Source organism: Pseudomonas sp. LLC-1, assembly GCF_002992185.1.
GTDB classification, from domain to species: Bacteria; Pseudomonadota; Gammaproteobacteria; order Pseudomonadales; family Pseudomonadaceae; genus Aquipseudomonas; species Aquipseudomonas monteilii.
The window spans coordinates 56,621-79,057 of the sequence record NZ_LUVY01000009.1 but is presented as its reverse complement, the minus strand read 5'-3'; the positions used below and the strand labels follow the sequence as shown (position 1 = coordinate 79,057).

General features: G+C 63.3%; 19 protein-coding genes and 1 other RNA gene. 10 read left to right on the top strand and 10 right to left on the bottom strand.

Annotated features, from left to right (window positions below):
- Positions 1–10: 10 nt before the first annotated feature.
- From A0O30_RS08395 to A0O30_RS08365, 7 genes are all read left to right on the top strand, one after another.
- On the top strand, positions 11–541 hold the full coding sequence (locus tag A0O30_RS08395) for a FixH family protein (protein WP_105946164.1): 531 nt from the start codon (positions 11–13) through the stop codon (positions 539–541).
- Between the two features lie 140 nt (positions 542–681).
- Complete coding sequence (locus A0O30_RS08390) at positions 682–3,156, top strand: heavy metal translocating P-type ATPase (protein WP_105946163.1); 2,475 nt, start codon at positions 682–684, stop codon at positions 3,154–3,156.
- On the top strand, positions 3,135–3,350 hold the full coding sequence (gene ccoS, locus A0O30_RS08385) for a cbb3-type cytochrome oxidase assembly protein CcoS (protein ID WP_105946162.1): 216 nt from the start codon (positions 3,135–3,137) through the stop codon (positions 3,348–3,350). The genes A0O30_RS08390 and ccoS overlap by 22 nt, the downstream gene beginning before the upstream one ends.
- Positions 3,343–4,026, top strand: coding sequence for a sulfite exporter TauE/SafE family protein (locus tag A0O30_RS08380; RefSeq protein ID WP_105946161.1), 684 nt, complete (start codon positions 3,343–3,345; stop codon positions 4,024–4,026). Before ccoS ends, A0O30_RS08380 begins: the two co-directional genes overlap by 8 nt.
- 106 nt (positions 4,027–4,132) lie before the next feature.
- A complete protein-coding gene (gene hemN / locus A0O30_RS08375) occupies positions 4,133–5,515 on the top strand; it encodes an oxygen-independent coproporphyrinogen III oxidase (RefSeq protein WP_016711708.1) in 1,383 nt (460 codons plus the stop codon).
- Between the two features lie 186 nt (positions 5,516–5,701).
- Positions 5,702–6,436 carry a Crp/Fnr family transcriptional regulator FnrA gene (fnrA, locus tag A0O30_RS08370; RefSeq protein WP_016711709.1) on the top strand — a complete coding sequence of 245 codons (735 nt, stop codon included), beginning with the start codon at positions 5,702–5,704 and terminating at the stop codon, positions 6,434–6,436.
- 55 nt (positions 6,437–6,491) lie between these two features.
- The gene (locus tag A0O30_RS08365) at positions 6,492–7,040 is read left to right on the top strand and encodes an adenine phosphoribosyltransferase (RefSeq protein ID WP_105946160.1); all 549 of its coding nucleotides are present in this window, start codon (positions 6,492–6,494) and stop codon (positions 7,038–7,040) included.
- A gap of 138 nt (positions 7,041–7,178) precedes the next feature.
- Here the strand turns inward: A0O30_RS08365 and recR are convergent, their stop codons facing one another.
- From recR to dnaX, 3 genes are all read right to left on the bottom strand, one after another.
- On the bottom strand, positions 7,179–7,781 hold the full coding sequence (gene recR / locus A0O30_RS08360) for a recombination mediator RecR (RefSeq protein WP_105946159.1): 603 nt from the start codon (positions 7,779–7,781) through the stop codon (positions 7,179–7,181).
- A gap of 143 nt (positions 7,782–7,924) precedes the next feature.
- Positions 7,925–8,260: a YbaB/EbfC family nucleoid-associated protein gene (locus tag A0O30_RS08355; RefSeq protein ID WP_003254305.1), complete on the bottom strand. Its 336-nt coding sequence runs from the start codon at positions 8,258–8,260 to the stop codon at positions 7,925–7,927.
- Between the two features lie 64 nt (positions 8,261–8,324).
- Positions 8,325–10,394: a DNA polymerase III subunit gamma/tau gene (gene dnaX / locus A0O30_RS08350; protein WP_105946158.1), complete on the bottom strand. Its 2,070-nt coding sequence runs from the start codon at positions 10,392–10,394 to the stop codon at positions 8,325–8,327.
- 124 nt (positions 10,395–10,518) lie between these two features.
- Between dnaX and A0O30_RS08345 the strand changes: the two genes are divergently transcribed.
- Positions 10,519–11,286: an ABC transporter substrate-binding protein gene (locus A0O30_RS08345; protein WP_105946157.1), complete on the top strand. Its 768-nt coding sequence runs from the start codon at positions 10,519–10,521 to the stop codon at positions 11,284–11,286.
- Positions 11,287–11,700: 414 nt separating this feature from the next.
- Positions 11,701–11,880 carry a hypothetical protein gene (locus A0O30_RS08335; RefSeq protein ID WP_105946156.1) on the top strand — a complete coding sequence of 60 codons (180 nt, stop codon included), beginning with the start codon at positions 11,701–11,703 and terminating at the stop codon, positions 11,878–11,880.
- Positions 11,881–11,895: 15 nt separating this feature from the next.
- On the opposite strand, the gene A0O30_RS08330 is transcribed toward A0O30_RS08335, so the two are convergent.
- A complete protein-coding gene (locus A0O30_RS08330) occupies positions 11,896–12,384 on the bottom strand; it encodes a DUF2938 domain-containing protein (RefSeq protein WP_105946155.1) in 489 nt (162 codons plus the stop codon).
- An 82-nt stretch (positions 12,385–12,466) separates the two neighbouring features.
- Between A0O30_RS08330 and A0O30_RS08325 the strand changes: the two genes are divergently transcribed.
- Positions 12,467–12,886 (top strand): helix-turn-helix domain-containing protein, encoded by a 420-nt coding sequence (locus A0O30_RS08325; protein WP_105946154.1) that lies wholly within the window; start codon positions 12,467–12,469, stop codon positions 12,884–12,886.
- On the opposite strand, the gene A0O30_RS08320 is transcribed toward A0O30_RS08325, so the two are convergent.
- From A0O30_RS08320 to A0O30_RS08295, 6 genes are all read right to left on the bottom strand, one after another.
- The gene (locus A0O30_RS08320; protein ID WP_105946153.1) at positions 12,867–14,057 is read right to left on the bottom strand and encodes an MFS transporter; all 1,191 of its coding nucleotides are present in this window, start codon (positions 14,055–14,057) and stop codon (positions 12,867–12,869) included. The genes A0O30_RS08325 and A0O30_RS08320 overlap by 20 nt on opposite strands.
- A gap of 182 nt (positions 14,058–14,239) precedes the next feature.
- An RNA gene (ffs, locus tag A0O30_RS08315) (signal recognition particle sRNA small type) lies at positions 14,240–14,336 on the bottom strand.
- Positions 14,337–14,513: 177 nt separating this feature from the next.
- Positions 14,514–16,844 carry an NAD-dependent DNA ligase LigA gene (gene ligA, locus A0O30_RS08310; protein ID WP_105946182.1) on the bottom strand — a complete coding sequence of 777 codons (2,331 nt, stop codon included), beginning with the start codon at positions 16,842–16,844 and terminating at the stop codon, positions 14,514–14,516.
- An 89-nt stretch (positions 16,845–16,933) separates the two neighbouring features.
- Positions 16,934–17,821 (bottom strand): cell division protein ZipA, encoded by an 888-nt coding sequence (gene zipA / locus A0O30_RS08305; RefSeq protein ID WP_105946152.1) that lies wholly within the window; start codon positions 17,819–17,821, stop codon positions 16,934–16,936.
- A 205-nt stretch (positions 17,822–18,026) separates the two neighbouring features.
- The gene (smc, locus tag A0O30_RS08300) at positions 18,027–21,515 is read right to left on the bottom strand and encodes a chromosome segregation protein SMC (RefSeq protein ID WP_105946151.1); all 3,489 of its coding nucleotides are present in this window, start codon (positions 21,513–21,515) and stop codon (positions 18,027–18,029) included.
- Between the two features lie 3 nt (positions 21,516–21,518).
- Positions 21,519–22,178: a GntR family transcriptional regulator gene (locus tag A0O30_RS08295; protein ID WP_105946150.1), complete on the bottom strand. Its 660-nt coding sequence runs from the start codon at positions 22,176–22,178 to the stop codon at positions 21,519–21,521.
- Positions 22,179–22,437 lie beyond the last annotated feature (259 nt).

The following is a 22,437-nucleotide window of genomic DNA, read 5'->3' as shown; positions in this document are numbered from 1 at the left end:
ATAACGCACAATGCCTGTCGCCACCGCCGCCAGCCCCTGGTACAAGCACCTCTGGCCCTGGATCATCATCGGCATCCTCACCACCTCGGTGTGCCTGAGCCTGACCATGGTCAGTATCGCCGTGAACAACCCGGACAACCTGGTGAACGACAACTACTACGAGGCCGGCAAGGGCATCAACCGCTCGCTGGACCGCGAACTGCTGGCGCAGCAGCTGGGGCTGAAGGCCAGCGTGCACCTGGACGAGCTCACAGGCGAAGTGGACCTGCGCCTGACCGGCAACAGCGGCCCGCAGAGCCTGGAGCTGAACCTGATTTCGCCTACCCAGCCGGAGAAAGACCGCAGGGTGCTGCTGAGCCGGGTTGAAGCAGGGCGTTATGTGGGGCAACTGGAGGACAAGGTCGACGGGCGGCGCTTTGTTGAGCTGCTGGGGAGCGAAGGTGGCCAGGTGTGGCGCTTGTTCGAAGAGGAAAAAGTGGAGCATGGGGTGACCTTGCAATTGGGTGACGAAGCCCTGCAAGGTGCCGAGCACCAACAGTAGCAACACCGCAAATCCCTGTGGGAGCGGGCATGCCCGCGAATGCAATAGCCCAGGCAACGGTGTTTTCAGGCCTGACGCTTTCGCGGGCACGCCCGCTCCCACAGGGTTTCATATATGCCTGACCAGTCGTGCTTGCTTTTATGACCCAACCCACCCCCTGCTACCACTGCGCCCTGCCCGTCCCCGCCGGCAGCCGCTTCACCGCCGTGGTCCTTGGCCAGCCTCGGCAGTTCTGCTGCCCCGGTTGCCAGGCGGTGGCGGAGTCGATCGTCGCCGGTGGCCTGGAGCACTACTACCAGCACCGCAGCGACAACAGTGCCAACCCCGAAGCCTTGCCCAAACAGCTGCAAGACGAGCTGGCCCTGTACGACCGTAGCGACGTGCAGCAAAGCTTCGTGCGCCACCAGGGCGAGCTGGCCGAAACCACCCTGCTGGTCGAAGGCATCAGCTGCGCCGCCTGCGGCTGGCTGATCGAAAAGCACCTGCGCAACCTGCCCGGCGTTGCCGAAGCGCGCCTGAACCTGTCCAACCACCGTCTGCTGCTGAACTGGGACGACAAGCAACAGCCGCTCTCGCGCCTGCTGGCCGAGCTGCGCCAGATCGGCTACGCCGCCCACCCCTACCAACCCGACCAGGCCGCCGAACAGCTGGCCCGCGAAAACCGCAGCGCCCTGCGCCGCCTGGGCGTGGCCGGGCTGCTGTGGTTCCAGGCGATGATGGCAACCATGGCCACCTGGCCGGAATTCAACATCGACCTGTCGCCTGAACTGCACACCATCCTGCGTTGGGTGGCGTTGTTCCTCACCATCCCCATCGTGTTCTACAGCTGCGCGCCGTTCTTCAAAGGCGCAGCACGCGACCTGCGCACCCGCCACCTGACCATGGACGTTTCGGTGTCGCTGGCCATTGGCCTGGCCTTCGGCGCCGGCATCTGGACCGCCATCACCGGCAGTGGCGAGCTGTATTTCGACACCGTGGGTATGTTCGCCCTGTTCCTGCTCACGGGCCGCTACCTGGAGCGCCGCGCCCGGGAACGCACTGCCGCCGCCACCGCGCAACTGGTCAACCTGCTGCCGGCCTCGTGCCTGCGCCTGGACGCCATCGGCCGCAGCGAACGCATCCTGCTCAGCGAACTGCAATGCGGTGACACGGTGCAAGTACTGCCGGGCGCCGTGATCCCCGCCGACGGGCGCATTGTCGAAGGCCGCTCCAGTGTGGATGAGTCGCTGCTGACCGGCGAATACCTGCCACAACCGCGCCGGGTGGGCGAACGGGTCACCGGCGGCACGCTGAACGTCGAAAGCACGCTGAACGTGGAGGTTGAAGCACTGGGCCACGATTCGCGGCTGTCGGCCATCGTGCGCCTGCTGGAACGCGCGCAAACCGAAAAACCACGCCTGGCGGAAATCGCCGACCGGGCCTCGCAGTGGTTCCTGCTGTTCTCGCTGCTGGCCGCAGTGGCCATCGGCCTGTGGTGGTGGTATCTGGACCCTGCGCGGGCGTTCTGGATCGTGCTGGCGATGCTGGTAGCCACCTGCCCTTGCGCACTGTCCCTGGCCACGCCAACGGCGCTGACCGCTGCAACCGGCACCCTGCACAAGCTCGGCCTGCTGGTCACCCGTGGCCATGTGCTGGAAGGCCTGAACCAGATCGACACGGTGATTTTCGACAAGACCGGCACACTGACCGAAGGCCGCCTTACCCTGCGCAGCATCCGCCCTCTCGGCAGCCTGCCCGCCGACCGCTGCCTGGCCTTGGCAGCCGCGCTGGAAAACCGCTCCGAACACCCCATCGCCCGCGCCTTTGGCCGCACCGCCACGCCCGCGGATGATGTGCAGACCGTACCCGGCCTGGGCCTGGAAGGCTTGGTGGACGGCCAGCGCCTGCGCATTGGCCAGGCCACCTTCGTCTGTGCCCTGAGCGGCGCGGAGATCCCCGGCGTGCCGGAACCGCGCGGCCAGTGGTTGCTGCTGGGTGACCGCCAGGGGCCGCTGGCCTGGTTCGGCCTGGACGACCGCCTGCGCGACGATGCCCCTGCCCTGCTCGCCGCCTGCAAGGCCCGAGGCTGGCGTACGCTGCTGCTGTCGGGCGACAGCTCGCCCATGGTCGCCGAAGTGGCCGCGCAGCTGGGTATCGACCAGGCCATTGGCGGCCTGCGCCCGGACGACAAGCTGGACCGGCTGAAAGCGTTGCAGGCAGCCGGAAGCAAGGTGCTGATGCTGGGTGACGGGGTCAACGACGTGCCAGTGCTGGCCGCCGCCGATATCAGCATCGCCATGGGCAGCGCCACGGATCTTGCCAAGACCAGCGCCGATGCCGTGCTGCTGTCCAACCGCCTTCAGGCACTGGTGCAGGCCGTCGACCTGGCCCGCCGCACCCGCCGCAACATCCTCGAAAACCTGCTGTGGGCGTCGCTGTATAATGGCCTGATGTTGCCATTTGCCGCGCTCGGCTGGATTACCCCGGTGTGGGCCGCCATCGGCATGTCGGTCAGCTCGCTGATCGTGGTGCTCAATGCCCTGCGCCTGACCCGCATGCCCCCGGCAGCGGCCTTGCAGAAAACCGAAACATCCCTGCCCGGGAGGAAGTCGCCATGCCCGCCCTCTATGTCATGATCCCCGCCGCTTTGCTGCTGGTCGGCGTGGCCGTGTACATCTTCTTCTGGGCGGTGGACAGCGGCCAGTACGACGACCTTGAAGGCCCCGCCCATAGCATCCTCTTCGACGACCAGGACCCGCGCCACCAGGCGGCCGTCAAACCCGAAGAGCCCGCAGCGTCAGACGACAAGGAAGCACCACCCCGTGCCTGACCTGCTTCCCCTGCTCGGCTCGGCACTGGTCCTCGGCCTGCTCGGTGGCGGTCACTGCCTAGGCATGTGCGGCGGCCTGATGGGCGCGCTGACCCTGGCCATCCCCCCCGAACAACGCGGCCGGCGCCTGCGCCTGCTGGTGGCCTACAACCTGGGACGCATCCTCAGTTATGCCTGCGCCGGCCTGCTGTTGGGCCTGGCTGGCTGGGCAGTCGCCAGCAGCCCGGCAGCCATGGCCTTGCGCGTGGTGGCTGCGCTGCTGCTGATTAGCATGGGCCTGTACCTGGCCGGCTGGTGGAGCGGACTGACCCGTATCGAAGCGCTGGGCCGAGGGCTGTGGCGGTATATCCAGCCGTTCGCCTCGCGCCTGATGCCAGTGTCCAGTATGCCCCGCGCACTGTTGCTGGGGGCGTTGTGGGGCTGGCTGCCATGCGGCCTGGTGTACAGCACTCTGCTGTGGGCGGCCAGCCAGGGCAACGCCGGCTACAGCGCGGCGTTGATGCTGGCATTCGGGCTGGGCACCTGGCCCGTCTTGCTGGCCACGGGGCTGGCGGCGGAGCGGGTAAACGCCTTGTTGAGACGGCGCAGTGTGCGGGTGGCTGGCGGAGTGCTGGTGATGCTGTTCGGGGTGTGGACCCTGCCCGGGCCGCACCAGCATTGGTTGATGGGGCATTGATAGGCGGCCGCTTTGACGCCCCAATGCCCTTGATACAAATCAACACAGTTTCCTACAGACGGCCATAGACTCCGGTGCACTGCTGCTCTTTCCGGGGACCGCCCTCATGCTCGACGACCTACGTTGGGATACCGACCTGATCCGCCGCTACGATCTGGCCGGGCCACGCTACACCTCTTACCCGACCGCCGTGCAACTGCACAGCGAGGTGGGCTCGTTCGACCTGCTCCATGCCCTGCGCGAGAGCCGTCGAGCCGTGCGCCCGCTGTCGCTGTACGTGCATGTGCCGTTCTGCGCCAACATCTGCTACTACTGCGCCTGCAACAAGGTCATCACCAAGGACCGCGCCCGCGCTGCACCCTATTTGCAGCGCCTGGAGCAGGAAATCCAGCTGATCGCCTGCCACCTGGCCCCCAAACAACGTGTTGAACAGCTGCATTTCGGCGGCGGCACGCCGACCTTTCTCAGCCATGTGGAACTGCGCCAGCTGATGGCCACCCTGCGCCAGCACTTCCACCTGCTGGACGACGATTCTGGTGACTACGGCATCGAAATCGACCCCCGCGAAGCCGACTGGTCGACCATGGGCCTGCTGCGCGAGCTGGGTTTCAACCGCGTCAGCCTGGGCGTGCAGGACCTGGACCCGGCCGTGCAGCGCGCGGTCAACCGCCTGCAAAGCCTTGAGCAAACCCGTACCTTGATCGAAGCCGCACGCACGTTGCAGTTCCGCTCGATCAACCTCGACCTGATCTACGGCCTGCCCAAGCAAACCCCGGAAGGCTTTGCCCGCACCGTCGAAGAGGTGATCCGCTTGCAGCCCGACCGGCTGTCGGTGTTCAACTACGCCCACCTGCCCGAGCGCTTCATGCCGCAGCGGCGTATCGACAACAACGACCTGCCCAGCGCGGCGGCCAAGCTGGAGATGCTGCACGCCACCATCGACCAACTGACCGCCGCCGGTTACCGCTACATCGGCATGGACCACTTCGCCCTGCCCGACGACGAGCTGGCGATTGCCCAGGAAGAAGGCACCCTGCAGCGCAACTTCCAGGGCTACACCACCCACGGGCATTGCGACCTGATTGGCCTGGGCGTGTCGGCCATCAGCCAGATCGGCGACCTGTACTGCCAGAACAGCAGCGACCTCAACACCTACCAGGACAGCCTGTCCAACGCCCAGCTGGCCACCCAGCGCGGCCTGCTGTGCAACCACGACGACCGCGTGCGGCGTGCGGTGATCCAGCAACTGATCTGCCATTTCGAGCTGGACTTCGAGCCGATCGAGCAGGCCTTCACCCTTGATTTTCGCGGTTACTTCAACGACCTCTGGCCCGAGCTGCTGACCTTGCAGCGCGACGGCCTGATCAGCCTGGACGACAAAGGCATCCGCATCTTGCCGGCAGGCCGCTTGCTGGCACGCTCGGTGTGCATGGTGTTCGACGCCTACCTGGCCATGCAAAACCGCCAGCGCTTCTCGCGGGTGATCTGAAAACCGAGGCGTTCAACCGCATGGACAAGTTTCCTTGCCGGGCACACTATGGGCACACAAGGACTCCCGGCAGGGCACCTGCCGGGGTTTCGCCAGTGCGCACCAAAAACGCGCACACTGGCCTACACCCTGTGTCGTAGGTTACCCTTACGACTTATGTGTGCTTTCCCACAAGGATCGATTCAAATGTCCGAGCCAGTCAAACTGCGCCCACACAACCAGGCCCACTGCAAGGACTGCAGCCTGGCCCCCCTGTGCCTGCCTCTTTCGCTGAACCTGGAAGACATGGATGCACTGGATGAAATCGTCAAACGCGGCCGCCCGCTGAAAAAAGGCGAGTTCCTGTTCCGCCAGGGTGACAATTTCGGCTCGGTCTACGCGGTACGTTCCGGCGCCCTGAAAACCTTCAGCCTCAGCGACAGTGGCGAAGAGCAGATTACCGGCTTCCACCTGCCCAGCGAGCTGGTCGGGCTGTCGGGCATGGACACCGAGGCCTACCCGGTTTCGGCGCAGGCTCAGGAAACCACTTCCGTGTGCGAGATTCCCTTCGAGCGCCTCGACGAGCTGTCGGTACAGCTGCCGCAGCTACGCCGCCAGCTGATGCGGGTGATGAGCCGGGAAATCCGCGACGACCAGCAAATGATGCTGCTGCTGTCGAAAAAGACCGCCGACGAGCGCATTGCCACCTTCCTGGTCAACCTGTCGGCACGCTTCCGCGCCCGCGGCTATTCGGCCAACCAGTTCCGCCTGAGCATGTCGCGCAACGAAATCGGTAATTATCTGGGCCTGGCGGTGGAAACCGTTTCGCGGGTGTTCACCCGGTTCCAGCAGAATGGCCTGATCCGCGCCGAAGGCAAGGAAGTGCACATTCTCGACCCGATCCAGCTGTGTGCGCTGGCCGGTGGTGCAATCGAGGCCTGAGGCCAGCGTTTAGCGGGTATACTTGGGCATTCGTTTTCCCAGGATACCCGCAACAATGCACAGCGACACCTTCGACCTCAAAGCCCTCATCCGCCCGGTAGTGGACTTCCCCAAGCCAGGCGTGATCTTCCGCGACATTACCCCGCTGTTCCAGTCGCCGCGCGGGCTGCGCTATGTGGCCGACCAGTTCATCGAGCGCTATGTCGAGGCCGAGTTCAGCCACATTGGTGCCATGGATGCGCGGGGCTTTCTGATTGGTTCGATCATCGCCCACCAGCTGAACAAGCCGCTGATCCTGTTCCGCAAGCAAGGCAAACTGCCGGCTAACGTGCTGAGCGAGGGCTACCAGACCGAGTACGGCGAGGCCTTCCTGGAAGTGCACGCCGACAGCCTGTGCGAAGGTGATTCGGTGTTGATCTTCGATGACCTGATTGCCACGGGCGGTACGCTGCTGGCGGCGGCCAATCTGATACGTCGTACCGGGGCGCAGGTGTTCGAGGCGGCGGCGATCATTGACCTGCCAGAGCTGGACGGGTCGCGTCGGTTGCAGGCGGCAGGTGTGCCTACCTTCTGCCTGACCGAGTTTTCCCTCAGCGAATACTGAGTATTAAAGGGGCGCTTTGCGCCCCAATCGCCGGCAAGCCAGCTCCCACAGGTACAGCGCTGCCTTCAGGCCTGAGGTGATCCTGTGGGAGCTGGCTTGCCGGCGATTGGGCCGCAAAGCGGCCCCGGCAATATTAAATCAGAGCGAAATCGGCCGCCGCCCTGCGAGTGCATGGGCCAAGGTACCACCATCTACCATCTCCAGCTCGCCACCCAGCGGCACGCCATGGGCAATCCGCGAAGCCACCAACCCCTTCTCAGCCAGCAACTGCGCAATGTAATGCGCTGTCGCCTCCCCTTCCACCGTCGGGTTGGTCGCCAGGATCACCTCGGTAAAGGTGCCCTGCTCCTCGATACGCGCCATCAGTTGCGGAATGCCAATCGCCTCCGGCCCCAGGCCGTCCAGCGGCGACAGGTGGCCCTTGAGCACGAAGTAACGGCCCCGATAGCCCGTCTGCTCCACTGCATACACATCCGTCGGCCCCTCGACCACGCACAGCTGGGTGTCATCACGGCGCGTGTCGGCGCATTGCGGGCACAGCTCCTGCTCGGTCAGGGTACGGCACTGACGGCAATGGCCTACACCTTCCATGGCCTGGGTCAACGCTTGGGCCAGGCGCAGCCCGCCACTGCGGTCGCGCTCGAGCAGTTGCAGGGCCATGCGCTGGGCGGTTTTCTGGCCGACACCGGGCAGAATACGCAGGCCGTCGATCAGTTGGCGGATGAGGGGGCTGAAGCTCATGAGAAAGGCCTGACAATTCAATAAGAGGCGGTTTATACCCAGCGGGGGCAGTGGCGTCAAATCAGTAGACCGCGCCCTGGCTGAAATCTTTGCAAAAAAAACCGCCGCTGGATTCAGCGGCGGTTTTCGGTATCGCAATGCCCTTAGAACGGCATCTTGAAGCCCGGCGGCAGCTGCATGCCAGCCGTCATGCCGCCCATCTTTTCCTGGCTGCTCTGCTCAACCTTGCGCACCGCATCGTTCAGCGCGGCGGCGATCAGGTCTTCCAGCACTTCTTTGTCGTCCTCGTCAGTCGACATCAGGCTCTGGTCGATGCTGACACGCTTGACGTCGTGACGACCGGTCATCACCACGCTCACCAGGCCACCACCGGACTGGCCGGTGACTTCAGCGTTGGCCAGCTCTTCCTGCATTTTCTGCATCTTTTCCTGCATCTGCTGGGCCTGCTTCATCAGGCCGGCCATGCCACCTTTCATCATGGGGGTATACCTCGATTGGGTCATGTGATGCGGCCCGGCGCAGGGCCGGCCGCATGGTTATCCGTTACTGGCCCTGATTGGCCAGGGCCTCTACAGGCTCAATAGTATCCTGCCGCACCTTGGCACCGAACAACTTGATCATCTGCTGGATCAACGGATCCTGCTCGATCGAGGTGACCGCGTCCTGCTGGCGTTCGGCGCGCTTGCGCGCGGCGGCCTGGGCCGGGGTTTCCTGCTCGGGCAGAATCAGCTCGATGCGCAGGTTCAGCGTGCGCCCCAGGTGCTGGTTGAGCGCTTCGTTCAGGCGTCGCTGCTGGGTAGTGTTGAACAACGCACCTTGGCCAGGGTCCAGGTGCAACAGCCAGTCGTCGCCATCGGCGGCAATCAGCGTACAGTTTGCCGCGATGTTGCCTGTCATCCCGGACACAGGCAACTGCGGGAATAATTCGAGCCATTGCAGGGCCAGGCCGGTGGCCGGCTTGGCCGCTGGCAGCGGCTGGGCTACCGGCTTGGGCGCTTCCTCCTGGATGTGCTCGGCCAGTTCGTCCAGATAACTGAAACCGACCGGGTCGCTTTCACCGCCGTAATAGTCTTCGTCCAGGGGTGGCTCATCGTCCCGATCCATGCCTACGGCGGAGTAGGCGGACGGGTCGAAAGGCGGTTCATCATCATGGGCCGGGGCGGCCTGCTGGACTGGAACTGCGGGCGCAGGTGCGGGTACTGGCTCAGGCTCAGGTTGCGCCACCACCGCTGAAGGCGGTGCTGCGGGCTCTTCCCATGGCAGGTCGATCACCTCTACCGCTGGTTCGGGTTCGGGTTCGGGCTCAACCACAGGAACAGGCTCAGGCTCAACGGCCGCAGCAGCTTCGGCCACAGGCTGAGGCGGCGGCTCGACTGGCGCGGGGGCCTGAACGGGTGGCGCAGCAGGTTCTACCACAACCGTTGGCGGCGCCACGGCAACTGCCGGCGCTGCCACTGGTTTTGCAGAATCAGCTGTGGCCTGGCTGATCCCCACTGGCTTTAGCACCGGTTTCGGTGCGTCGTCAGTATCGGCCGGGCGGAACGCCAGCATGCGCAGCAGCACCATTTCGAAGCCGCCGCGCGGGTCCGGGGCCAACGGCAGGTCTCGGCGGCCGATCAGGCCCATCTGGTAGTAGAACTGCACATCCTCGGCCGGCAGCGCCTGAGCCAGCGCCAGCACCCGCTCGCGATCGCCCTGGCCGTTGTCCACGGCCTCGGGCAGCGCCTGGGCAATGGCCACGCGGTGCAGCACATTGAGCATTTCAGCCAGCACGCCGGCCCAGTCCGGGCCCTGTTCGGCGAGGTTGCGCACGGCCTCCAGCAAGGCCCGGGCATCGCCTTCCAGCAAGGCCTGCAGCACGCCATAGACCTGACCATGATCCAGGCTGCCAAGCATCGCCCGCACATCAGCGGCCAGCACTTTGCCTTCGCCAAAGGCGATGGCCTGGTCGGTCAGGCTCATGGCGTCACGCATCGAACCATCGGCCGCGCGGCCCAGCAGCCACAGGGCATCCGGTTCGAACGGCACGTTTTCGGCAGCCAGTACGTGGCTGAGGTGCTCCACCACACGCTCCGGGCTCATGTTCTTCAGCGAGAACTGCAGGCAGCGCGACAGGATGGTGGCCGGCAGTTTCTGCGGGTCGGTGGTGGCGAGAATGAACTTGACGTAGGGCGGCGGCTCTTCCAGCGTCTTGAGCAAGGCGTTGAAGGAGTGCGTCGAGAGCATGTGCACTTCGTCGATCAGGTAGACCTTGAAGCGCCCACGGCTCGGGGCGTACTGCACGTTGTCGAGCAGTTCGCGGGTGTCTTCGACCTTGGTACGGCTGGCGGCGTCGATTTCGATCAGGTCGACGAAACGGCCTTCGTCGATCTCCCGGCACACCGAACAGGTGCCGCACGGCGTGGAGGTGATGCCGGTTTCGCAGTTAAGGCACTTGGCGATGATACGGGCGATGGTCGTCTTGCCCACACCGCGGGTACCGGTGAACAGGTAGGCGTGGTGCAGGCGCTGGTTGTCCAAGGCATTGATCAAGGCCTTGAGCACATGGGCCTGGCCGACCATTTCGCGGAACGAGCGCGGACGCCATTTACGTGCAAGAACCTGATAACTCATCGAAAAACCATCGTAGCCTGATAGAGCGGAAGAGCGCTAATGCTAGCGGAGCGGGGGCAAAATTGCACCCTGCGCGAGTCGTCTAAGCTTTGAGGCAGGCGCGTTGTTCAGGGAGGATACGCCTTTGCGAAGTTTGCTGGCCCTGCTACTGCTCTGGCCCATGCACAGCCTGGCTGAACAGCCCGTGCTGCGCTTCTCCGTTGCAGAGAGCTGGAGCATGCCGCTGGTCCGCATCGAAGGCGACCAGCCGGTGGAAGGCTTGGTGTATGACCTGATACAAGCGCTGGCCAGGGAAGTGGGCGTACGCCCCCAGTATCACGTCATGGCCCGCCTTCGCCTGCAGGAGGCCATGAACAACGGCGATATCGATGTACGCTGCTATGTCAGCACCCAGTGGTTCAATGACCGCCCCGGGGATTTTGTCTGGAGTATCCCGCTGATACACCAGCGTGACGTGCTGGTAGGCCGCGTGGGCGACAGCAGCCCCATGCCACCGGAACAACTGCCGCCCCAGGCCATTGGCACGGTGCTGGGCTACACCTATTCGACCCTGCAACCGCTGCTGGATCAGGGCCAGTTGCGCCGTGAAGACAGCCGCAGCCAGTTGCTGGTGCTGCAGAAGCTACAGGCTGGGCGCTATCGGCATGCGGTCAGTAATCAGCTGTCGTTGCAGTGGTTCAACCAAGGCTTGCCGGCGGAACAGCAACTGCAGGGCTTGGCAGTGCTGGAGGAACAGGACCTGGGGTGCATGGTGCGCAATGACCCGGCGATACCGACCCAGGGAGTGCTGCGGGCGCTGGTGCGACTGAAGCAATCGGGGGAGATCGAGCGGATTGTGCAGCGGTATGGGGGAGCAAACGACCCGGGCAATATGTCTGTGGCCCGCCCCTGAAATGCCCAGCAAAATGTCGGCACACAGACAGCGCAACTAACTGCCCGGCTCAATTTTTGAAGGCCTGCGCAAACTCTGTGGGAGCGGGCATGCCCGCGAACACCGGCATAGCCGGTGCCATCCACCGAGTAAAGTTCTTCGCGGGCACGCCCGCTCCCACAGAGTTGTGCGGCACACCCGAAATCTCTACTACAAGCCCAACATCACTGGCCTTTGCGTTCAAACGCCAAGCTGACAGCATCCAACAATCAGACGGGACTCGACGGAGGTCGTAGGATAATTCGCTGCACTTATCTGGCCCGTAAGAGTTTTCTCAGACTGATGTCAGATCCATCTAAAAACGCATCATGCATGCGATTACCAAGGTTGTTGCAGGCATCATGCCCCGACTCTTCGACCCACAAGGAATCGCAAATGCGCCGTACCACCCAAGTTCCCTCAGAGAATATGCAGAGCCACGCCGAAACACTCGACGAGGAATTGCGAAAGCTCAGTGCATATTCACCCTGGACGGATGTGCTCCTATTCTGCCTCGGCGCAGTTTCTACAGCGGGAATGCTGATTGCGGGGATATTCATTGCACGCTGGCTCTGACCGAATTGAACGCCCTCACACCAAAGCCAGCAAACCCGCACTCAAGTACAACCCCACGCCAAATACAAAATGCGTAGCCAAGCTCTTCAGGCAGTTACGCGCAGGCGTCGGTGTCCTCGACGCAAAGAACCCCGCCCCCAACGCCGGCTGCATGAAGCACAACGGCGCCACGACCGTGCACACACCAACAACCACCGCAAGCCACAAGGTGGGCGCCTGTAACCAGCCCTCCCCCGCAATCACAACCAACAGCATCGCGAACAGCACGCCAATCGCATAGTGAATCCCCCACCCCAACGCAAGCTCATGCCGCACCGGCTCCGCCTTGGCAATTGCCTGATGCCGTAAACGCCCGCCCAGCAAATGCCCCGCCCAACGCCCGACCATGGCGAAATTCAGCGTGGCAACACCCAAGCGCCGCCGCAGCAGCCCCCACAGGTCCATGACCACCGTGGCACCAATACCAATCGGCAAGGCAGCAGAAAACATCGCAGTAATCGTCATAGAACAAGCCCTCGAAGATTGACGGTCATCACCATGACGCGCAGCATAGAAGTTGAAGTCAACTTCAAGTCAAGGGCCTTAAATGGACATTGCCGACGTCGCCAAACGCACAGGCGTACCCGCCTCGACACTGCGTTACTACGAGAAGAAAGGTTTGCTCAAGTCACTCGCCGGGCGCGGCCAGCGGCGGCAGTTTGCAGCCGATGTGGCAGACCGGTTGGCGCTGATCGCCCTGGGGCAGGCTGCGGGCTTTTCGCTGGATGAAGTGGGGGCGATGCTGGTGGACCTGCAAGTCGACCGGCAGATGCTTATCTCCAAGGCGGACGAGCTGGATGCGCGGATCAAGCGATTGCAAGCGATGAGCAAGGGATTACGGCATGCGGCGCAGTGTCCTGAAGAGGATCACCTGTGCTGCCCGAAATTTCAGCGCTTGATGAAGCTATCGGCAGCTGGCGTGCTGGGTGAAAAACCGGCTTTGGCACCTAGACCAGGGAAGGCTTGAAAAAACGCGAAGCCAGCCACCGCCCCGTACTCAGGCAAACGACCAGCACGGCAACACCCTCAACGCTTAGCAGCATTGCATCAATCCCTAGCTGCGAGATCAAACGGCTGACGACAAAAGGAAAGCCGAATACACCAATGAAATACGACAAGCTGAACAGCAGCAGCGCCTGCGCCGTAAGCCCGGCGGGTGCCTCGTTGGCGGCCAGCCCGTTTATCACCGAGTAATTCAAGCCGTAACCGACCCCCAGTAGCATGGCCGTGGCCAGGTAGCTTTCTGCGCTGTGCACCCATTGATGAAACCCCAGCACGGCCGTTGCCATGATCACGGTTAACACCCAAGAGGTCGCCAGCGGTGGCTGCTTCACAACCCAGCCGGCCAGTAGCAGCCTGCAAACAATTGCAGCGCCCATGAACCCGATGAAGAAAATGGAGTAGTCGAGTCCGAGGCGGGCGGCATAGCTGGTCTGAAAACTGCCCATGGTGCCGAAAATAGCCCCACCCAGCCCTACCATCAGGATTGAGAGACCTGAGCGCGAGCTCAACACGTCAAGCGAGGAAGCCATACCTACTTGAACCCTTTCCGTAGGGCGCTGGCCTGCATGCGTCGAACCGAGCCAGGCGAAATAAACACCGGCCAACGCGGCAGCGCATGCGGCCACCCAAAAAGCGAGCGTGTAAGGCAGGGCAACGAAAGCAGCGAGCTTGCCCAACAATGGCCCGGTCCCGATGCCAGTCAGCATGCTGCCGGACAGCAGCGCAAAACTATGTGTGCGTCGTGATGGCTCGACCATCTGGGCAACCATGATGGGACCTACTGTGTAGAACAGCCCCCAACCGATCCCGAGCATCAGGCCACACGCCAGCAACGCGCCCCCCACGCTGGAGGCCAACGCGAAGCCGAGCGACGCAACGACCAGGCAGAGTGCCCCGACAGCAATCGCGCGAGCAGCACCGAGGCGCTGCAACAAATGCCCCGACCCCACGACGGACAGCAACGTGCTCACCATCGCGACCGCAAACACCTGCCCTGCATCACGCTCACCGCCTCCTAGTGCCTCCACCCGCACCAGCAACAGGAATGTGGTGCCGTAGCTTATCGACAGCAGAAAGCAGGCAATGCAGAAAACAGTGAACCGCTGCAACCGAGGCAGGGCGTTGGACGATTTCATGGACGCAGTCCTTGCTGACAGGTCTTGCTTTCTATCACGGCAAGGCAAAAGCAAAGGCAAGCATTCGCTTGAGTTGAGATCGTCAAATAAGTAACTGAACGCCAGGCAGCACTGGCTGGAGGTGAAGGAAAACGCGACAGGCGAGGAGGCTTTGAGAATTCAAGGGCCTGAAATGGAGGCGGCCCCACCAGCCACACCCCGGCACTCGATGTTCCCGCTATGGCTGCTCCCTTCCGGGCCTGACCAGGTTAACGGGTAATCAATGCGGGGGGACCGATGGGGCCACCACTACATGCCTCGCTGAGCAGCGAGTGGCGCCATTGTACCGGTCTTGGGGGCAGATACAACCTCTAGCGGGAGAAAAAGTCATCATTTCTCAATGACTTGACGGGAGTGGGTGGCGGGCCCGGCCTCTTCACGGATAAACCCGCCCCCACAAGAAACGCGCGCCGGTCTTTAAACCGTGATCCCCTGCCCGGCCAGGAAGGTGACAAAGGCATCTTCGTCCAACACCTTCACACCCAGCTCGGCAGCCTTGGCCAGCTTGGACCCCGCCCCTGGCCCGGCCACCACGCAGTGGGTCTTGCCAGACACCGAACCCGCCACCTTGGCCCCCAGGCTTTCCAGCTTGTCCTTGGCGATGTCGCGGCTCATGCGCTGCAGGGTCCCGGTGAGCACCCAGGTCTGGCCTGCCAGCGGCAAACCTTCAGCCACTTTCTTCTCGCTGGTCCAGTGCATGCCGAACGCCAGCAACTGCGCTTCGATGTCCCGCGCCAGCTTCTGGTTCGCTTCATCCTTGAAGAACTCACGCACGGCATCCGCCTGCTTGGCCGCAAGGGCCTGGCGCAGGTCGATGCCGTCGGCGGCGATGATCTTGTCCAGGGTGTCGAGCTTGGCCACCAGCTTTTCGGCACCGGTGGGGCCGACCGAGGCGATGTCGAGCTTGGCAATCATGCCCGCCAGGGTGGTACTGGCGGCGAATTCGGCAGCCAGTTCGCCTTCGTCCTGAAGTTGCATGCCGCTGGCCAGAAGCTGCTCAATCACCTTCTGGTTGTGCTCGTCTTCAAAGAAGTTGTGGATCTCGTAGGCAACCTCCAGGCCGATGTCCGGCAGGTAGGTGAGCACCTGCGGCAATGCCTGCTGCACGCGCGCCAGGCTGCCCAGCGAGCGGGCCAGCACCTTGGCAGTCTCTTCGCCTACATCCGGAATGCCCAAGGCGTAGATGAAGCGCGCCAAGGCCGGGCGCTTGCTGGCCGCGATGGCATCCAGCAGCTTCTTGCTGGACACTTCGGCGAAACCTTCCAGGCCAACGATCTGGTCGAATTCCAGCTTGTACAGGTCTGCCGGCGAGCCGATCAGGCCTTCGTCCACCAGTTGCTCGACGCTCTTCTCGCCAAGCCCATCGATGTCCATGGCACGGCGCGACACATAGTGGATGATCGCCTGCTTGAGCTGGGCGCCACAGGCCAGGCGGCCAACGCAGCGATACACCGCGCCTTCGCTGGTGGTTTCCTTGCCCTTGCTGCGTTTGACCAGTTGAGTACGCTCGACCTGCGAGCCACACACCGGGCACGCGCTCGGCACTTCGACCGGGCGGGCATCTTCCGGGCGACGTTCCAGCACCACCTGCATCACCTGCGGGATCACGTCACCGGCACGGCGGATGATTACCGTGTCACCGATGCGCAGGCCCAGGCGGGCAATTTCGTCCATGTTGTGCAAGGTGGCGTTGGACACGGTCACACCCGCAACCTTGACCGGCTTCAGGCGCGCTACAGGCGTTACCGCCCCCGTGCGGCCAACCTGGAACTCGACGTCCAGCACCTCGGTCAGCTCTTCCATGGCCGGGAACTTGTGGGCAATCGCCCAGCGTGGCTCACGCGCACGGAAGCCCAACTCGCGCTGGGCGGCCAGGCTGTTGACCTTGAACACGACACCATCGATTTCATACGGCAGGCTGTTACGTCGCTCGCCGATGTCGCGGTAGTAGGCCAGGCATTCTTCGATGCCTGCCGCATGCTTGAGCTCGCGACTGATCGGCATCCCCCAGGCTTTGAGCTGCTCAAGGATGCCGATATGGCTGTCGCCGATGCTTTCAGACACCTGACCAACGCCATAGCAGCAGAACTCCAGCGGGCGGCTGGCGGTGATTTTCGAATCCAGCTGGCGCAGGCTACCGGCGGCGGCGTTGCGCGGGTTGGCGAACGTCTTGCCACCGGCTTCGGCCTGGGCTGCATTGAGCCGGTCGAAACCGGCCTTGCTCATGTACACCTCGCCGCGCACCTCCAGCACCGACGGCCAGCCCTCACCCTGCAGCTTGAGCGGGATGTTGCGCACTGTGCGCACGTTGGCGCTGATGTCTTCGCCGGTGGTGCCATCGCCACGGGTAGCGCCCTGCACCAGCTGGCCATCGCGGTACAGCAGGCTCACGGCCAGGCCGTCGAGCTTGGGTTCACAGCTGAAGTCGACCGCGCCGGGCTGATCGAGGCCTTCTACAACGCGGCGGCCGAACTCACGCAGGTCGGTTTCTTCGAAGGCGTTACCCAGGCTGAGCATAGGGACTTCATGGCGCACCTGGCTAAACGCGGCCAAGGCAGCGCCGCCGACGCGCTGGGTGGGCGAGTCGGGGGTTACCAGGTGCGGGTGTTCAGCCTCAAGCGCCTTGAGCTCATTGAACAGGCGGTCGTATTCGGCATCCGGCACGCTGGGCTCATCGAGCACGTAGTAGCGGTAGTTGTGCTGGTCGAGCTCGGCACGCAGTTCGTGGATACGGGTTTCGGCGGTCATTTTCAGGTTCTCTTGCATAGCAAAAGAGCAGCCCTTGGCTGCTCTTGCGCTTGAAACAGGGTGGACAGAGGTCTGCCCACTTGGGCACATCAGCGCTTCTGGGTCAGCGCGCGGCGCTCGAACTCGACGATACGCTGACGGTAGTGCTCAATCGTCTGGGCGGTCAGCACGCTGCGCTGGTCGTCCTTGAGCTCACCGTTCAGTTCATGGGCCAGCTTGCGCGCCGCAGCCACCATCACGTCGAAGGCTTGCTTCGGATGACGCGGGCCCGGCAGGCCGAGGAAGAAGCTGACGGCACGGGTGCTGAAGTGGTCGATGTCGTCCAGGTCGAACACGCCAGGCTTGACCGCGTTGGCCATGGAGAACAGCACTTCACCGTGGCCGGCCATGCTCTCGTGGCGGTGGAAGATGTCCATTTCGCCGAAGCGCAGGCCGCTTTCCAGAATGTTCTGCAGCAGTGCCGGGCCCTTGAAGCCGCCCTCGTCGCGGGAGATCACGCTGATAACCAGCACTTCCTCGGCCGGCGGCAGGTCCTTCACGCTGCTGCTGGCAGGCGCGGCACCGCTATTGCGGGTGTTGTCGGCGGCAAAGTCGTCGTCGCTTTCGGCGAACAGATCCGGCTCACGCGGCTCGGCGCTGAGGTTCAGGTCGCCCTGCTGTACGTCGGCGGCCGCACGCTTGCCGCGCTTGCCGGCCTTGACCGGCTTGGGCTCGCGCTCGCGATCCCGCGCAGAAGCGCTGAGCGACGGCAGGTCGCTTTCGTCCAGCTCAGGCTCCTTGTGGGTATCCAGCACCCGCGACGGGCCGAGCACTTCGGCACTGCCGCCCTCTTCGTCCGGCAGGTTGGAGTAACTGCGATCCAGACGGAATTTCAACTTGCCTTTTCCGCCGCGCATGCGGCGCCAGCCGTCGAAAAGAATCCCGGCAATGACAATGATGCCGATGACGATCAGCCACTCGCGCAGACCGATTTCCATGTAATCCCGTGCCTCTATAAAAATATGCTTGAAAACAAAGGGTTCAAAGCCCTTTAACACGTGGCGCCAACTCTATGTTCTGACAGGCGTTTTACCCACGCAAAAAACGAGTGACATTAAGCTAGCACGACCAAAGACAACTTTACACCGTCTGTCGCACATGGCGGGGGCATTTCGCTACAGAATGTGCCCCCATCGTCGCGTATCACGCATCGACCATGGCCATGGCCGCCTCCACATCAACTGCAACAAGACGTGAACAACCGGGTTCATGCATGGTCACCCCCATCAATTGATCCGCCATCTCCATGGCAATCTTGTTATGGGTGATGTAGATGAACTGCACGCTTTCACTCATTTCCTTGACCAGACGGGCGTAGCGCCCGACGTTGGCATCGTCCAGCGGCGCGTCGACTTCGTCGAGCATGCAGAACGGTGCGGGGTTCAACTTGAAAATGGCAAACACCAGCGCCAAAGCGGTCAGTGCCTTCTCGCCGCCGGACAGCAGATGGATGGTGCTGTTCTTCTTGCCCGGTGGCCGTGCCATGATCGTCACCCCTGTATCGAGTAGATCTTCGCCCGTCAGTTCCAGATAAGCGCTGCCGCCCCCGAAAACTTTTGGGAAAAGTGCCTGTAATCCGGCATTTATCTGATCAAAGGTATCCTTGAAGCGGTTGCGGGTTTCCTTGTCGATCTTGCGGATGACGTTTTCCAGGGTCTCCAGGGCTTCGACCAGGTCGGCGTCTTGCGCGTCCAGGTAGCGCTTGCGCTCGGACTGCTGCTCGTATTCTTCGATGGCCGCCAGGTTGATCGCACCCAAGCGCTGGATGCGCGCTTCCAGCTGTTCCAGCTCCTGCTCGGTACCCTGCTCGCTGGCCTCGGCCTCAAGGGTGGCAAGTACGCCTTGCAGGTCATAGCCATCGGCCAGCAGCTGCTCCTGCAGGGTTTTGCGCCGCACATCCAAACCTTGGCATTCAAGGCGCAACTGTTCCAGTTGGCCACGCAACACCAGCGCTTGCTGCTCGGCCTGGGTGCGGCGTTTTTCGGCATCGCGCAGTTCGCGGTCGGCTTCGTCCATGTGCAGGCGGGCCTTGCGCATTTCCTCATCGACGCTCATGCGTCGCTCCAGCAGTTCCTCAAGCTTGAGGCGCAGCTCTTCTTGCGGGGCCTCGCCCTCCTCCAGGTTCAGGCTCAGTTGCTCCTGGCGCTCGGTCAGGCGCGCGGCCTGCTGTTCCAGGCGTTCCAGAGCCTGACGTGTGGAGTCGTGCTGGGCACGCAGCGAGCCCAGGCGCACGGCCAGCTGGTGGGCGTGGTCCTTGTGCTGACGGGCTTCCTGGCGCACCCGATCGAGGCTTTCACGCAGCGTGTCGCGGCGCGCCATCAACTGCTCGCGCTGCTCGGTGTCCTGGGCCATCAGCTCCAAGGCTTCTTGCAGCAGCAGGCGTGATTCGCCCAGTTGCTCATGCTCCAGGGCACGCTGCTCTTCCAGCTCAGCCAATTCTTCCTGCAGCCGCCGACGCCGCAGCTCGACCTGTTCGGCACGGGCACGGCTGGCAGACAGGCTGGCATTGAGTTCGCCATGCAGGCGGTTTTCTTCCTGGCTGCGGCGGCGCAGCTGTTCGCGCTGCTCTTCCAGGTCCAGCTGCTGCTCGCGCAGGGTTTGCAGCTGCTGTTCCAGTTGCTCCAGCGCCGCCGCCTGCTCCAGCTGCTCCTGACCTAACCGTTCGATTTCCTGGCCGCGTGCCAAAACCCCGCCTTCGGCCTCACCACCACGACGAACCCGCAGGAAATGCCGGCCAACCCAATAACCATCACGACTGACCAGGCTTTGCCCTTCGGCAAGGGATGCGCGCCGGGCCAGCGCCTCGGCCAGGTTTTCTACCGGTTTGACCTGGCCAAGCCAAGGCGCCAGGTCGATTGGGCCTTCAACTTTTTCCAGCAGGCTGCCGGGCAAGGATGCGTTGTCAGCGCTGGCCAGAAGCAAGCGCAACTCGCCCTGCTCCAGGCCGGCAAAATCGAGCTTGCCGAAGTCGTCCACCAGTACGGCTTGCAGATCGGCGCCAAGCACCGTTTCCACAGCCAGCTCCCAACCCGGCTCCACCCGCAAGCCTTCTGCAAGGCGCGGCTGCTGCTCCAGGCCTTGGCCTTGCAGCCAGTCAGCAGCACCTGCACCCGGCTCCAGCGCGGCCTGCTGCAAAGCCTCCAGCGAAGCCAAACGGCCGCCCAGGCGCTGCAGGTCACCTTGCGCCTGCTGCTGTGCCTGGGTGGCCTGTTGCAGCTGCTCGCGCACGCCTTCCAGTCGCTCGACCACCTGCTCTTCGGACAGTTGCAGTTCTTCCAGCAGCATTTCGCTGCTGGCCAACTGCTCAGCCAGTTCGAGCATGGCGGCATCCTGCGGGTCGCTACCCAGTTGCTCACGCTCCTCGCCCAGCTTGCGCTGGCGTTCGGCCAGACGTTCCAGGCTGGCTTCCAGCTGCTGCAGGCGCGCCTGCTGCACCTCGGCCTGGCGGCGCGGCTCGGCGGAGCGGCTGTTGAAGCTGTCCCACTGCTCCTGCCAGCCGTGCATGCCCAACTCGGCTTCTTCCAGCGTGGCGGCTGCTTCTTCGGCAGCGGCCAAGGTCAACTCCTGCTCGGGTTCGAGCATGGCCAGCTCTTCGCCAAGGGTGGCCAGCAAGGTGCGGTCGTGGCCCAGGTGCGACTCGGTTTCCAGGCGCGTGCGCTCGGCTTCCTTGAAGTCATCCTGCAACTGGCGCAGGCGCTGCTGGCCATGCTGGATGCTCTGCTCGACCCGGGCGATATCACCGGCCACCGAATAGAAGCGGCCCTGCACCTGGTTGAAGCGCTCGGACAGTTCGTGATGGCCGTCGCGCAAGCGCTCGATGCTGGCATCGGCATTGCGCTGCTCGGCCACCAGCGCCTCATGGGACACGTCCTGGTCGCCAATCACCGACTCGCGCTGGCGCACCCGCTCATCCAGGTCGCGCCAGCGCAAGGCCGACAGGCGTGCCTTCATCTGCCGTTCCTGGGCCTTGTACTCACGGTACTTCTCGGCCGCCTGGGCCTGGCGGTGCAGGCGTTCCAGCTGGCGTTCCAGCTCTTCGCGCAGGTCGGTCAGCCGGGCCAGGTTTTCCTGGGTGCGGCGGATACGGTTTTCGGTTTCGCGGCGGCGTTCCTTGTACTTGGAAATGCCGGCGGCTTCCTCGATGAAGTTGCGCAGTTCCTCGGGCTTGGCCTCGATCAGCTTAGAGATCATGCCCTGCTCGATGATCGAGTAGCTGCGCGGCCCCAGGCCAGTACCCAGAAAGATATCGGTAATGTCGCGCCGGCGGCACTTGGTGCCGTTGAGGTAATAGCTGTTCTGCCCGTCGCGGGTGACCTTGCGGCGGATCGAAATCTCGGCGTAGGCGGCGTACTCGCCGACCAGGGTGGTTTCGCTGTTGTCGAACACCAGCTCGATGCTGGCCTGGCTGACCGGTTTGCGGCCACTGGAGCCGTTGAAGATGACGTCGGTCATCGACTCGCCGCGCAGGTTCTTCGCCGAACTCTCGCCCATCACCCAGCGCACTGCGTCGATGATGTTGGACTTGCCGCAGCCGTTGGGGCCGACCACCGCCGCCATGTTGCTGGGGAAGTTGACCGTGGTCGGGTCGACGAACGACTTGAACCCGGCCAGGCGAATGCACTTCAGGCGCATCGGTCAGCCTCGGGCCAGCGCCGCCAGCACCAGTTCGCAGCTGCGCTGGCCGTAGGCGGTGAGCACCTCGCGAATGCGCGGCAGGTCGCGGGCGACCACGGCTTCGAGCAGGCGGGCGAACAGGTCGAGGTAGTCGATCATGTTGGCCTGGCGCTGGTCCAGCGACAGGTAGTAGGCACGGCTCATGGCGGGCTGGAGGTTTTCCACGGTTTCCTGCAGGAACGGGTTGTCGGCGAACGGATAAGCCGCACGCATGACCGCAAAGCTGTCGGCGACGAAGGCCTTGATGTCGAGCTGGTCATGGGCACGCTGCAGGCGCTGCTGGATCTCCAGAAACGGGCGCAGGTCGGCTTCGGTGCGCCATTTTTGCGCAACCGCGTTGCCCAGCAGGATGTAGAACTCGCCCATCAACGAACACAGGCTGCGCACGCTGCGCTCGTCCAGCTCGGTTACGTGGGCACCTCGGCGCGGCAAAATCGCCACCAGGTGGCGGCGTTCGAGGATCAGCAGCGCTTCGCGCACCGAGCCACGGCTGACATTGAGCGCCTGGGTAACCTTCTGCTCCTGGATACGCTCGCCTGGCGCCAGCTCGCCGCGGATGATGCGTTCGGCCAGGTAATCGGCAATCTGCTCGGAGAGGCTGTCCGGGGCCTTGAACGTCATGGTTTTCCTTCAAAATCATTGAACTGGGCACAAGGGGCGGATTGTAGCGTACTTGGGCGGTAATCGCGCAGAGGGGCCAGGCGGTTTATTTGACCTGCCAGACAGCCGCGCGCCCGGCGCGATCTATGCTTGTTCCATAGGCAATGTGTTCGCCCGGGCGCAGACACGAGCAATTTCTTGACCTTTGAGTCAGAAAAATATTGACCTGCTAGACAGGTCTTGCTTAGAGTCCGCCCAACAACAATAAAACCATTGCGAG

Bases quoted from the DNA above. Each gene is read 5' to 3' on its own strand.
- dnaX (WP_105946158.1), bottom strand. From the start codon at position 10,394: ATGAGTTATCAGGTTCTTGCACGTAAATGGCGTCCGCGCTCGTTCCGC.
- recR (WP_105946159.1), bottom strand. From the start codon at position 7,781: ATGAGCTTCAGCCCCCTCATCCGCCAACTGATCGACGGCCTGCGTATT.
- A0O30_RS08390 (WP_105946163.1), top strand. From the start codon at position 682: ATGACCCAACCCACCCCCTGCTACCACTGCGCCCTGCCCGTCCCCGCC.
- A0O30_RS08395 (WP_105946164.1), top strand. From the start codon at position 11: ATGCCTGTCGCCACCGCCGCCAGCCCCTGGTACAAGCACCTCTGGCCC.
- ligA (WP_105946182.1), bottom strand. From the start codon at position 16,844: ATGACCGCCGAAACCCGTATCCACGAACTGCGTGCCGAGCTCGACCAG.
- A0O30_RS08330 (WP_105946155.1), bottom strand. From the start codon at position 12,384: ATGACGATTACTGCGATGTTTTCTGCTGCCTTGCCGATTGGTATTGGT.
- hemN (WP_016711708.1), top strand. From the start codon at position 4,133: ATGCTCGACGACCTACGTTGGGATACCGACCTGATCCGCCGCTACGAT.
- fnrA (WP_016711709.1), top strand. From the start codon at position 5,702: ATGTCCGAGCCAGTCAAACTGCGCCCACACAACCAGGCCCACTGCAAG.
- A0O30_RS08325 (WP_105946154.1), top strand. From the start codon at position 12,467: ATGGACATTGCCGACGTCGCCAAACGCACAGGCGTACCCGCCTCGACA.
- A0O30_RS08355 (WP_003254305.1), bottom strand. From the start codon at position 8,260: ATGATGAAAGGTGGCATGGCCGGCCTGATGAAGCAGGCCCAGCAGATG.
- A0O30_RS08295 (WP_105946150.1), bottom strand. From the start codon at position 22,178: ATGACGTTCAAGGCCCCGGACAGCCTCTCCGAGCAGATTGCCGATTAC.
- ccoS (WP_105946162.1), top strand. From the start codon at position 3,135: ATGCCCGCCCTCTATGTCATGATCCCCGCCGCTTTGCTGCTGGTCGGC.
- smc (WP_105946151.1), bottom strand. From the start codon at position 21,515: ATGCGCCTGAAGTGCATTCGCCTGGCCGGGTTCAAGTCGTTCGTCGAC.
- A0O30_RS08320 (WP_105946153.1), bottom strand. From the start codon at position 14,057: ATGAAATCGTCCAACGCCCTGCCTCGGTTGCAGCGGTTCACTGTTTTC.
- A0O30_RS08365 (WP_105946160.1), top strand. From the start codon at position 6,492: ATGCACAGCGACACCTTCGACCTCAAAGCCCTCATCCGCCCGGTAGTG.
- A0O30_RS08335 (WP_105946156.1), top strand. From the start codon at position 11,701: ATGCGCCGTACCACCCAAGTTCCCTCAGAGAATATGCAGAGCCACGCC.
- zipA (WP_105946152.1), bottom strand. From the start codon at position 17,821: ATGGAAATCGGTCTGCGCGAGTGGCTGATCGTCATCGGCATCATTGTC.